12 protein-coding genes are annotated in these 11,756 nt (G+C 57.1%); 4 read left to right on the top strand and 8 right to left on the bottom strand.

Going from position 1 to position 11,756, the window contains the following annotated elements; translation table 11 throughout:
• Nucleotides 1-92: 92 nt before the first annotated feature.
• The 3 genes from ACIQ20_RS08080 to ACIQ20_RS08090 all read right to left on the bottom strand — a co-directional run bounded on the left by ACIQ20_RS08080 (nucleotide 93) and on the right by ACIQ20_RS08090 (nucleotide 2,588).
• Nucleotides 93-674, bottom strand: coding sequence for a TlpA family protein disulfide reductase (locus tag ACIQ20_RS08080; RefSeq protein ID WP_395779164.1), 582 nt, complete (start codon nucleotides 672-674; stop codon nucleotides 93-95).
• Nucleotides 675-727: 53 nt separating this feature from the next.
• Entirely contained in the window at nucleotides 728-1,264 is a 537-nt protein-coding gene (locus ACIQ20_RS08085) for a TlpA family protein disulfide reductase (RefSeq protein ID WP_395779166.1), read from the bottom strand.
• Nucleotides 1,265-1,385: 121 nt separating this feature from the next.
• Complete coding sequence (locus ACIQ20_RS08090; protein ID WP_395779168.1) at nucleotides 1,386-2,588, bottom strand: acetyl-CoA C-acyltransferase; 1,203 nt, start codon at nucleotides 2,586-2,588, stop codon at nucleotides 1,386-1,388.
• A gap of 174 nt (nucleotides 2,589-2,762) precedes the next feature.
• Between ACIQ20_RS08090 and ACIQ20_RS08095 the strand changes: the two genes are divergently transcribed.
• From ACIQ20_RS08095 to ACIQ20_RS08105, 3 genes are read left to right on the top strand one after another with little or no spacing between them, the layout of a single operon-like run.
• Nucleotides 2,763-3,887, top strand: a complete 1,125-nt coding sequence (locus tag ACIQ20_RS08095; RefSeq protein ID WP_395779170.1) for a DNA cytosine methyltransferase — start codon at nucleotides 2,763-2,765, stop codon at nucleotides 3,885-3,887.
• 44 nt (nucleotides 3,888-3,931) lie between these two features.
• Nucleotides 3,932-4,750 carry a CPBP family intramembrane glutamic endopeptidase gene (locus ACIQ20_RS08100; RefSeq protein ID WP_395779172.1) on the top strand — a complete coding sequence of 273 codons (819 nt, stop codon included), beginning with the start codon at nucleotides 3,932-3,934 and terminating at the stop codon, nucleotides 4,748-4,750.
• 8 nt (nucleotides 4,751-4,758) lie between these two features.
• The gene (locus tag ACIQ20_RS08105) at nucleotides 4,759-5,430 is read left to right on the top strand and encodes a class I SAM-dependent methyltransferase (protein WP_395779174.1); all 672 of its coding nucleotides are present in this window, start codon (nucleotides 4,759-4,761) and stop codon (nucleotides 5,428-5,430) included.
• Here the strand turns inward: ACIQ20_RS08105 and ACIQ20_RS08110 are convergent.
• The 5 genes from ACIQ20_RS08110 to ACIQ20_RS08130 all read right to left on the bottom strand — a co-directional run bounded on the left by ACIQ20_RS08110 (nucleotide 5,427) and on the right by ACIQ20_RS08130 (nucleotide 10,880).
• Nucleotides 5,427-6,092, bottom strand: a complete 666-nt coding sequence (locus ACIQ20_RS08110) for a class I SAM-dependent methyltransferase (protein WP_395779176.1) — start codon at nucleotides 6,090-6,092, stop codon at nucleotides 5,427-5,429. The two genes, ACIQ20_RS08105 and ACIQ20_RS08110, sit on opposite strands and share 4 nt — an antisense overlap.
• A gap of 102 nt (nucleotides 6,093-6,194) precedes the next feature.
• Nucleotides 6,195-7,091 carry a hypothetical protein gene (locus ACIQ20_RS08115; RefSeq protein WP_395779178.1) on the bottom strand — a complete coding sequence of 299 codons (897 nt, stop codon included), beginning with the start codon at nucleotides 7,089-7,091 and terminating at the stop codon, nucleotides 6,195-6,197.
• An 18-nt stretch (nucleotides 7,092-7,109) separates the two neighbouring features.
• Nucleotides 7,110-8,591: a succinylglutamate-semialdehyde dehydrogenase gene (gene astD, locus ACIQ20_RS08120; RefSeq protein WP_395779180.1), complete on the bottom strand. Its 1,482-nt coding sequence runs from the start codon at nucleotides 8,589-8,591 to the stop codon at nucleotides 7,110-7,112.
• Nucleotides 8,584-9,606: an arginine N-succinyltransferase gene (locus ACIQ20_RS08125; protein ID WP_395779182.1), complete on the bottom strand. Its 1,023-nt coding sequence runs from the start codon at nucleotides 9,604-9,606 to the stop codon at nucleotides 8,584-8,586. The genes astD and ACIQ20_RS08125 overlap by 8 nt, the downstream gene beginning before the upstream one ends.
• Nucleotides 9,597-10,880, bottom strand: coding sequence for a hydrolase (locus ACIQ20_RS08130; RefSeq protein ID WP_395779184.1), 1,284 nt, complete (start codon nucleotides 10,878-10,880; stop codon nucleotides 9,597-9,599). Before ACIQ20_RS08130 ends, ACIQ20_RS08125 begins: the two co-directional genes overlap by 10 nt.
• Nucleotides 10,881-11,068: 188 nt before the next feature.
• On the opposite strand from ACIQ20_RS08130, the gene ACIQ20_RS08135 reads away from it, so the two are divergent.
• Nucleotides 11,069-11,756: Glu/Leu/Phe/Val dehydrogenase dimerization domain-containing protein (locus tag ACIQ20_RS08135; protein ID WP_395779186.1), on the top strand; the 688-nt coding region annotated here is incomplete at its 3' end.

Genomic DNA, 11,756 nt, shown 5'->3' on the forward strand with positions numbered 1-11,756 from the left:
TTTGGGCAGAACAAGGGCCGGGCCTGTACAAAGTCTCAGACATAAGGCCAGTTTTTAGAGGCTAAGCTTCACGTTTACGTTAGCAATCGTGGTTAAGCACGCCTTTTTGTTTTTGCAACTGCTTTGGCCTTGGCGAGCAGACCTTGCACCCCGATTCCCGAGCCTGCTTTCAAATCTGTCGTATAATCGCGGATGATGCCGTCAGGACCAATAATCACAAAACTCGGCACCCATTTTATGCCCCAAGCCTTGTAAGCGGCACTGTCATCATCAATCGCGACCGGGAAGCTATAGCCCTTTTCGGCAAAGAACGGAGCCAAACCGCCCCAGCGGCCATAGCGCCCCCGCGTATGAATGCCGACGAATTGGAGCTTGCGGTCCCGTGAGATCAGGCGATTGAGCTCTGCGACATCATCTACATCGGCCAAACAATCGGGGCACCAAATCCCCCAGAATTGTACAATTGTGGTCTTGCCGCGAAAGTATGCTTGCGTCAGTCGGCCACCGCCAAAGCGTTCCAGATCGGTCGCAGGTGCAGCTTGGCCGATCAAATCATAAGTGCGCGGTCGACGATCCACGGGTGGGGCTGGTGCCGTTTGAGCTGATGCATCAAGTGCGACGGTGGTGGCAAGCGTGCCAGCGGCTAAGCCGGTTAAGGTATCTCTGCGTGTCATGTTTTTCATGGAGCCAATCTGATCGAACGGATGACTGTTGCCAAGACGTGATTTCAAGCTGATCCCACAAATTCGCGGACTTTGCCCACAAATCTTGCAGCGCCGCGCGGCGATTTGAAGGCCCAAGCGTGGTCAATGACCTCGCCCTTCGCGTCGATCAACAAAGCAAGCGGGGTACCAGGAATCCCAATCGACTGCGCAAGACGTTGAGTACGGTCGTCGACAATAGGAATCGCAGCTTCTTGAGGCCGACTTGCTGCCCAAACCGGCAAACTGGGTCCATCCCTCGGTGCCATACCGATATGGACGCTCAGGAGGTCAAAGCGTGGGTTGGCTCCTTGCTGTGGCTTTAAGGCGCGGACAACTTCATCCCAATGCGGCTCATCAATCCGGCAGGGTCCACACCACAGTCCCCAGAAGCGCAAAACAGCTGGGCGGCCCAAGGTGGCGAGATTGATGCCAGTGCCATCGATCAAGCTGGCGCGAACCGAGGGCAAGCGTTGCCCATGCAAAACAGTTGCAGGGTCTTTTCGGCACCCAGAAAGGGCTAGGGCCCCGAAAGCTGAGACTGCAAAAGTGCGCCGATCCATCCGAGATAAAACCCTTGTCTGCTGGCAGACCTAACTGACTTTGCTTAAGCGGACATGAAAACGGCGGCACAGTCGAAACCGTGCCGCCGCCATATCTTACCCGCCAAACTGGCGCGAAGTCTTAGTAGATTTCGAACAGGCCAGCAGCGCCCATGCCGCCACCGATACACATGGTGACAACACCCCACTTCACATTCTGGCCAGCTGCCTTGCGACGACGGCCTTCCAACAGGATGTGACCGGTGCAGCGTGTGCCCGTCATGCCGAATGGGTGACCGATAGCAATCGAGCCGCCGTTAACATTGTACTTTTCAGGGTCGATGCCCAAGCGATCACGCGAATAGAGGCACTGGCTGGCGAAAGCTTCATTCAGCTCCCACAAGTCAATGTCGTCGACTTTCAAGCCATGACGCTCCAACAAACGGGGCACCGCGAACACTGGGCCAATGCCCATTTCGTCGGGCTCGCAACCTGCAACTGCGAAGCCTGCAAAGCGGCCGAGTGCTTCCACGCCATGCGATTGTGCAGCTTTAGCTTCCATCAGAACGACAGCAGCAGCGCCATCGGATAATTGCGAGGCATTGCCGGCAGTGACGAATTTGTCTGGTCCGCGGACTGGCTTCAAGGAAGCCAAACCTTCCAAAGTGGTGTCTGCACGGTTGCATTCGTCACGGTCGACGATCACGTCTTTGATGGTGGTTTCGCCAGTTGCTTTGTCCACGACTTTCATCTTGGTGGCCATCGGAACGATTTCATCGTTGTAGAGGCCAGCAGCTTGGGCAGCCGCGATACGCTGTTGGCTGCGCAGGGCATATTCGTCTTGATACTCGCGGCTGACATTGTAGCGCTCTGCCACGATGTCGGCTGTTTCAATCATTGGCATCCATAAGGCTGGCTTGATGTTGAGCAAATGCTCTTCTTGGTAATGCGACAAGTTCATCGAGCCGCCCATTTGCACCAGCGAGATCGACTCAACGCCGCCACCGATCGCGCAGTCCGCGCCACTTTGGGTGATGTAGTTTGCGGCCATCGCAATGGTCTGCAGACCAGAGGAGCAGAAGCGGTTCACGGTGGTGCCCGAGGTGGTCACCGGGCAGCCAGCCCAGATGGCGGCGTTACGTGCGATGTTCGCGCCGGTTGCGCCTTCAGGTTGGCCAGCACCGATATAAACATCCTCAACCAAGCCAGGCTCAATGCCAGCGCGTGCAATCGCGTGCTTAATGGCGTGACCGGTCATGGCAGCACCATGGGTCATGTTGAACCCGCCACGCAAAGATTTGGCAAGGCCCGTACGGGCGGTAGATACGATTACGGCTTCACGCATAGTGGCGGCTCCCTTTACTTCCTGTCACACCGGTTCATCCGGCTTTCTACAGGTCTCTTAGCGTCTGTGTCGGGGATGGAAAGCCCTAATTTCGCAGTGACGCTGGGGCAGGAAGCAGAAATCGGGATCAAATCATGTTCAGATCAGCTTTAGCCATTATGGAGAGAGCCGCCTTTGCCCCTTCGCGATAAGCCCATTGCGCTCGAGTTTTTTGCCGGAGGTGGCCTCGCACGACTTGGGCTGAGCGGACAGTTTGACGTTGCTTGGGCCAATGATTTGGATGCGATGAAGTGCCGGACTTGGCGCGAGAATTTCGGCGCACACGGCCTGATCGAAGACGATGTGGCAAACATTCAGCTTGACCAGCTACCCCAGCGCGCAGCTTTGGCTTGGGCCAGTTTTCCCTGTCAGGATCTCTCGCTGGCGGGAGATCGGGCCGGCCTAAAGGGGGGGCGGTCCGGAACCCTATTTGCCTTTATGGCGCGACTGGCCGAGTTGCGAGAACGAGGCGACCCCCCCGAAGTGGTGGTGCTAGAGAACGTCAAAGGCCTGTTGAGCTCCAACAACGGAAAGGACTTGGCTGCGATTTTCAGGGCGCTGCAGGATTTAGGCTATGCGGCGGGGTGCCTTGAAATGGATGCGGCTTGGTTCCTACCCCAATCAAGGCCCCGTGTTTTCATCATTGCCGTTCGCCTAGGCGTGGAAATACCAGCTGCCCTTCTGTCTAGTGATAGCTGGCCCTGCGTGTTCCAAACGCCTGCCATTCTGAAAGCTCAAGCCGCCCTGGAGTCTGGTGCCGTCCATTGGCATTTGCCGCCCCCGCCAAAGTCGTCAACTCTCTTAGCCGATATTCTCGACCCAACAGACAATGCTTGGTGGGACGCGAACAAGCTTGCCACCTTCAACCAGCAATTAAGCAAGACCCATCGCGAGCGGCTGGAAGCCATTATGGGTACACCGGGACGCCATATTGGCACCATGTATCGCAGAATCCGGCGCAACGGCGGTGAGAAGCATCAGCGTGCGGAAATCCGCTTTGACGGGAAAGTTGGTTGTCTTCGGACACCGGCAGGAGGGTCCTCGCGCCAATTCTGGCTGGTGGTGGAAGGGGACACCCTAAAAATTCGCCCGATCAATCCGCGCGAGGCCACACGTCTGATGGGGGTGCCGGATACCTATCTTTTGCCCAAGGGAACTTTGGCCGGGCTAAAGATTGCCGGCGATGGTGTCGCAGTTCCCGTCGTCGCTTGGTTAAGCGAGAAACTTCTCGCGCCTTTATTGTCCTGTGCTCGCCCTTAAGCACCTGCTTGCCATTGACTGAAGGCGCGCCGTAGAAAGATGCGATGATCGACACTGCCCTTAACCAAAAATCCAGCCCGATTAAGCGCACGCTTTTGATGATGTTGGCTGCAGGTGTCGCAGTGGCGATAGCCTATGGCGCCGGGGAAATCTCGCACCTTTCTTCGTTTTGGATAAGTGAAGCTGGTGCGCCTGATTTCTTCCGGGAACCCATTAATTTAGCGCTAGCCTTAGCTGGGCTTTTGGTCTGGCAAAAGCTAAGCCGACTGCCCGATCAAGCGCCACCTTTATGGGGGTCACCTGTAATTGGACTTGGTTGGGGCTGGTTAGTTGGATGCGCTTTGCCCAGCCTCGCGCTCCTAGGCCTGGTTACTGTACAGGCCGGGGCTTTTGAAGTGCGTGCATTTCCCCTCGCCGCCCTCATCATTCCCATACCTTTTATCCTCACCCATGCCATGGCCGAGCAGTTTGTGGTTCGCGGCATTGCCCAGCGCTGCGGACACGCTGCTTTTGGCCCCTTAGCAGGCATTGGCCTTGCAGCGCTGGCGTTCTGCGCTTTGCAGACGATTCAAGGCTATAGCTCGCTTTGGCACATTGCCAATTCGGCGCTATTTGGAGCCGCCTTAGGATTTCTCGCGCTTGGTCGTGGCGGGATCTGGGCTGCGATCGCGGGCCATGCAGGCTGGACGTGGCTGGAAACCAGTTGGATCGGGGATGCGGTCACCTTTCAAAAGGACGGTGGCTTCTGGGCGGGGGCTGGGCCGGATTCTTATGGTTCACCCGTCTTCACCTTGGTCTTGATCCTTTTTCTGGGCCTGATGGGCACAGGTCAGGCTTTGCAAGCCGCAAAAGAAAAGCAATAAGAGCAACCATGTCCACATCCTTCAACCTAAGCGCCCCGATCATTGAGTATCTGTCTGAGGTCAACCACTCGGAGCACCCAGCCTTAACCGCGTGCCGCATCGAGACGGCGAACCACCCAAAGGCGATGATGCAAATCAGCGCCGAACAGGGCGCGTTCATGAGTTTTCTGATTCGTCAGTTGGACGTGCGCCTGGCCGTCGAAGTGGGAGTCTTTACCGGCTATTCTGCTTTGGTGACCGCTCTTGCGTTGCGGCAAAATGCGGGGCCAGGCGGAAAGCTCTTTGCGTTAGACATCTCTGAAGAATTTACCGATTTGGCCAAAACCTATTGGCAGCAAGCAGATGTCGAAAGCACAATTGACCTGCGAATTGCGCCAGCAGGCGACAGCCTTAGCGAATTAGCCAGCGAAGGCTATGCAGGCCGCATCGATTTCATGTTTGTCGACGCGGATAAGCCAAGCTACCAAGATTATTACGAAAAGGGCCTGACGCTTCTACGCACAGGCGGTGTCATGCTGTTTGACAATATGTTGTGGAGCGGCTCAGTCGCGGACCAAAGCGATCAGAGCCTTGAAACCGTCGCCCTGCGGGATCTTGCCAAGCACGCTAAAGCCGATCCTCGCGTGCGCGCTGTCATGGTCGCCATTGGTGATGGCATCATGCTGGTGACCAAAATCTAGCGCGGAAATGAGCTTCGGTCGGAGGTAGCCGTCACCTCCATCGGATCAACCAACATTTGAACGCTGATGGTAAACTTGCGCCAAGCTTGTGGCAACCAACTGCGCGCAACCACGGTGGGTTGCTGGCGCCAGTCGCGGACGACAAATGGGGCCATTTTGGTGACAATTGCGGTCCGCCCGTGCAGGATTTTATTGACGCGCCAGCCGGGTTCGCGACGCAAAACGTCCAACAAGATTTTCCCGGTCCAAAGGTCGACATCATCAATCAACATCTTACCGCCCACTTTCAAGCGCGGTGCCATGTAAAGCCAGTCGACACCAGGTAGCGGAAAACCATGACCGCCATCGATTATGGCCACGTCCAGATCCTCATGCCCCTTCAGATGGGGCAAAATGTCTTGGCTGAGACCGTGATGAAAGCGCACCAAACTTAGGTCAAGGCCGCGTTGAACCGCTGCGCGTTGGATAGACGCGATTTCATCGGCTGAAGGTGTGATGACCTCGTGAATACAGTCGGCTTGTAAGCATGCCAAAGTGGACTGGCCGCACCCAGTTTCCAACGTATGCATGCCGGGACGCAAATGCAGCTGAAGCCAGGTCAATGCAAGATTGCCAGCTTCCCACTGAAGCCGTTCGCCTGTCCGACCCTTGGATTGATCCATGCTTGTTCCCGCCCAACGCACAAAGGGCAGGCCGTCCCATTGTGAGAAGGCGTCCCGTCTTTGGCAGAACGAAGCAAGTTTCAAACCAGTTGCGCGGAAACTTTACCGCGCAACCCAAATTGCGCCTTGGCGCACCAGTACTTTATCAGACAGTTTGCCCGCATTATCGGCACCACTGGCAGCGATCGTGTCGAGGCGCGCCATATCTCGGGCGCGGTCCGCCCGACCGACGACCAATGTATCGCGCGTTGGCACAGCAACCGCCAATGGCCCCCCCAATTGTTCTTCGAGTGTCGTCCAGACTTGGTCGAGGGCCAACAGGCTCGTCCCATAAGGTTGGTCTGGATCGGCTTCTAACAAGCCCTCATTGACGGTCCACTTCACGCCGGACAATTCTTTCAGCGTATTGGCTCGGGCCCGATCAAACGCTTGGGTTGCGCCCAATTGTAAGTCGCCCAGTCGACCAATTGGCATGAGGGCAATGGTCGTCGGTGTATCGCCAACAAGGACTTCTTCTAGGCCTTCTGCAAACGGGCGGCGAACTACCGCATTTCGTTGGCCGAGGACAGCCGTTTGGACTTCAAAGGTGTTGATGGCTTGGGTGGTACGGATCACCACACGCAACTGCTCGAGCTTGAACGGGTCTTGCTGATTAAGGAGGTTGCGGACATTGGTTTCAAAGCGGCTATATTCAGCTTCTGGATTGGCATCGGGCAGATTGACGCGCGCCTGCAGTGTATCGAGGCGGACGCTAACTTCAGAATGGGTGACAACCCGCAAACTATTGACCAAGCCGTCCATGCGCTCCACCCCGCGCACACCCGGAAGGGCAGACAAGCGGCGTGCCATTTCTTCACTGACTTCTTCCATCGATATCCGCTCAACTAGGGATACTGCAGACCCGGCGGGGGGTGGGTCAGAAGCAGACTGGGCAAGCGCTGGGCCTGCGACGGCAAAGAAGGCCCAAGCGCAGGCGGCCAGCAGGGATTGAGAGTTCATGATTTTTGTCCGTTTCAATTAGAGGCCGGGTGCGCTCAAACGCTCCGCCCGATCGGCTTCCTGCTTGGCGACCGGGAAAGCACAATAGTCAGCAGCGTAATAGGCGCTGGGGCGGCCGTCGCCTGAAAGACCAGGCCCGCCAAACGGCAAAGCGGAAGACGCGCCAGTTGTGGGTCGGTTCCAATTGATCAGGCCCGCTCGTAGATTGAGCTTTGCTTCCTGCCACAAGGCTGGGTCATCACTCACCAGACCTGAAGAGAGGCCAAAGCGCGTGGCATTGGCCCGCTGGATGGCCTGTTCAAACGTTTTAACACGGAACACTTGGGCAAATGGCGCGAATAATTCCTCATCCTCAGCTCCTTGCGCGTGCGTCATGTCAATTAAGCCAGGGCGGACAAAGGCAGGGCCTTCTACGCCAATTTGGGCCTTGACGAGGGACTTGCCGCCCAAAGCTTGCAACTCTGCTTCGAAATGGCCGACCCGTGCGGCTTGGCCAGCATGAATGACGGGGCCCATAAAGGGTGCGATCTCTGAATTCCAAGGTGCCAAGACCATGCGCTCGATGCGGGCTTGGATTGCCTCAAGGACTTGATCGCCAAAACGGCCTTCCGGCAGGATCAAACGGCGCGCACAAGAACAACGCTGACCACTGGTGATGAAAGCAGAATGCACGACCAAATCTGCCGCAGCCTCAATTTCTGCCGGGTCCCAGATAATCAGCGGATTATTGCCGCCCATCTCAAGGGCTAGAATGACTTCTGGGCGGCCACCAAACATGCGGTGGATTGCTGTCCCGGTGGTGGCGGAGCCGGTGAACAAGACCCCATCGATGCCAGATGCAGCCAGAAGCGCGGCCCCTGTATCGCGCGCGCCCATCACCACATTCAAGACGCCTGCTGGCAGGCCTGCTTCTTCAAAGGCTTCGACCATCAGAACAGCTACGGAAGGGGCTAATTCTGAAGGCTTAAACACCACTGTGTTGCCAGCCAATAAGGCTGGAACGATATGGCCATTGGGTAAATGACCGGGGAAGTTAAACGGGCCAAGGACAGCCATGACGCCCCAAGGACGATGGTCCAGCGCGGTGCGGCCAAAGGCAGCGGCTTCACTCTTTACCCCGGTCCGCTCTTCATAAGCACGAACGGAAATCGCGATCTTGCCAACCATCGCGCCAACTTCCGCAGTCGATTCCCACAATGCCTTTCCCATGTCGCGCGAAATAGCCTCCGCAATGGCCGGGCCTCTGGCTTGGAGCGCTCGGCTATAGGCTTCAAGGATCGCAATGCGCTCACCGCGCGACGTCTTTGCCCACGCCGGGAATGCCGCGCGGGCGGCAGCGACGGCCTGTTCAACCTGTGCGCCTGTTGCCGCATGGACAGCAAGCACCACCTCCTCGCTGGCTGGATCAATCGAGGTGAAATGTGGGCCAAGCCCGGCCTGCCAAGACCCGTTGAGATACAGGCCGCCTTGTGACTGGCAACCGTTTGACTGGTTAGACATCAAAACTCCGCACGCGGCCGATCTGGCCGTCTTCCATTTCTAAAGCTTCCAAAACCTGAGGGGCCACGATGACCACATCAGGCGTTATACGGGCCTGCACCAGAGTGCATCGAAATCCCTCGACCCGGCCGTTCGACAACATCGCGCGATCTTCCCCGTGGGCGTCACCGGCCACGAATGGTAAACCGCGAGAGTCTCGGACCGTGCGTGTATCTTCGATCCGTGTGGCCAAAAGTGGGCCACCATCAAAGATATCAATCACCCCTTCAAAGCGCAGACCTTCGCGCTCTAACAGACGCCGGGCAGGCGCTCCATCTGGATGGGTTTCGCCGATCGCGCCGCGCGCGCTATCAGGCAGGAGGTCGACATAAATTGCGTGTTTGGGCGACAGGTCGATGATGAATTGATTGTCACTGGTCGCCGATAACTTATCGGCCTCATCAAAATCCATCCGATAGAAGGGACGTCCCACGACTTCCCAGAAGGGGGAGCGTCCATCCAAATGTACCACACCGCGCAGCTCGCTCACCACAGTGCCATGAAAGCGGGTTGGTGAACCTGCCATCAGCATAAAGCGCGACAAGCTCAACAATTTACCTGCGCCATCACCGCGGCGCTCTGGCTCGAGGAACAAGGTGCCGACTTCTGTGCAACCCGTGTAATCATTGACCATAGTCAAGGCTCGCATCTCAAAACGGCGGTTGGCAGCTTTAGAGGCTTGGCCATAGGTGACGATGCGATAATTGAAGAAAGGCACATCGCGGCCAATATTGGTCTTAACGGCGGCACAGCCAAAGGGTCGCCCACCCTTGGCGCTCTCAATCATCAACAGATAAATCCCGCCATCGCCATCGGCCTTGGGGGCCTCTGAGGAAAAGGTAGTGAGGCTCTTTTCCAGCCGCTTTGCTAGGAGCGCCTCGTCCTCCGGCAGGCTGGTAAAGCCGGGGCCCGAACGACGGGCAAAGCCCATAAAAGCATCAAAATCATCTAGCCGCGCCGGGCGTACTACGAGCATGGACTGGTTCCCAATTCCTGTGCCAACAAGCGACGGGGGGCTTTGGCATCCAATTGACCTGTCGCATAACCCACCAAAACCGCCAAAGACAGCCTGACGCGCTCTGGAAAGCTGTCAAGAATGGCAAACTCCTGATCGGAATGGATCAAACCACCGCGTGGGCCAAGCGTGTCGACATTGGCGCAGCCAGAGGCGGCGAGATTATTGCCTTCACAAACCCCACCGGTATCTTTGTAAACAAGCTCTAGCCCAATCGCCTTTCCCGCTGCCGCGATTTGGGCGAATACAAGTTCTTGCGCAGGCGTTCTGGGCTTGGGTGGGCGACCAAAACCGCCGTGGAGATGGGCATGAATGCCACCGCCCAAGAGATATTGACCGACAAGGGCGTCCACTTCGCTTTGCGCCCAAGCCGCCGCCGCGGCATCTGGCACGCGCACATTGAAGCGGACGATGGCGAGGTCTGGCACTACATTATTCGGCCCGCCGCCATCAACCCGGCCTGTGTTGAACGTCACGCCGTGGGCTTTTCCATTCAACGCCTCTAAGCCGGCTACAAAGCGGGCGGCAGCGGCAATAGCCGAGCGCCCCTCATGGTGGGCACGCCCGACATGGGCGGCTTTACCGTGGATCGTCAGCGAGAAATTGCCCGAGCCTTTTCTGGCCCCGGACATGGACCCGTCCGCAAGCGCTGGCTCATAGGTCAAGCCGACATCGCTGCGCGCGCCAATCTCATACAACAAGGCGGCGGAGCCGGGTGAGCCGATTTCTTCATCGGGGCTGAGCAGGACTTCATAGCCAATTTGGGCCGCAAATGGCAGTGTTTCAAACGCCTTCAAGGCTTCCAACATCACCCAAAGGCCGCCCTTCATATCGGCAACACCGGGCCCGTTGACGACGCCGGGCTCTATCTCCCTTACGGTCTGGAAACTCGATTGAGCGGGAAAGACAGTGTCATAATGACCGGTCAAGACCAACTTGATCGGGGCTTCTGGCCTAACAACTACGTGCAAAGAATCGCTCAAGGCTTGCTCTGCCTCTTGACCCTTATCATTGATAATCGCTTCAGGCTGCAAAGACCGACGCGAACAGGTGCCGGGCAGGTCTGTGAAGGCCGCTTCCAGCTTTAGCAGAAACGCCTGCAACCCCTCAAGATTGCGGGAGCCGGTGTTGATACTGCACCAATCCTCAAGTCTGGCTTTCCAGATCGAGCGATCGGTTTCAACGGTGTCCAGCGCTTGCTGGGTTTCGCGATCAAAAATCAGATTCGCGATCATCTTGATCTTCCTTCACAAAAATACCGCCGGAAGTGCAGACTAAGGTTGCTTCCAAAATTCAGATGTAGTCGAAAGCCGCGCGCAGCGCCACGCCCCTGCCCTGTGCTATCTGTGTCACGCCACAGTGGGACGACATAGTTTAGGGGACAAGGCGTCTCTAACGGCGCATCCAGAAAAGGCGTAAAGCGATGTCAGCAGTGTACGATCATGTCGAGTTTGACTACCATGAGCGGATTGTATTTGCCCATGATCATCAAACGGGCTTGCGCGCGATTATCGGCATCCACAGCACGTTTCTGGGGCCAGCAGCCGGGGGTGTCCGCATGGCCAATTATACCAATATGGACGACGCGCTAACCGATGTGCTGCGGCTCTCTCGGGGCATGAGCTATAAGAATGCGCTGGCTGGCCTTCCTTTAGGTGGCGGCAAAGCCGTTCTAATCGGCAACCCCAAGACCGACAAAACGCCCCAGCTGATGCGGGCCCTAGGTCGCGCGATTGAAGGTCTATCAGGGCGCTATTTGGCGGCTGAAGATGTGGGCATGACCTTGTCAGATATGGAAGAAATCGCACTGGAGACCAGCCATGTCTTTGGCCGCGATCCCAAAGCTGGCTTTGGTGGCGAACCCTCCCCCATGACGGCGCTCGGCGTCCTTCTGTCTATCAACACCTGTGTGCGACGCTTTATGGGCCGCGACGATCTGCGCGGCGTACGCGTCGCGGTGCAAGGTGCCGGGGCCGTTGGAGCAGAACTCGCACGCCAGTTGGGCCAAGAAGGCGCAGATGTGTTGGTTGCCGATGTTGACCCAGCCCGCGCCCAAGCAGCGGCGGCAGCAGCAGGCGGGCAGGTTGTAAGTGTAGAAGATATTCTCTTCG

Origin of the sequence: Aquidulcibacter sp., assembly GCF_044346625.1 — a bacterium.
Taxonomy (GTDB): Bacteria; Pseudomonadota; Alphaproteobacteria; order Caulobacterales; family Aquidulcibacteraceae; genus Aquidulcibacter.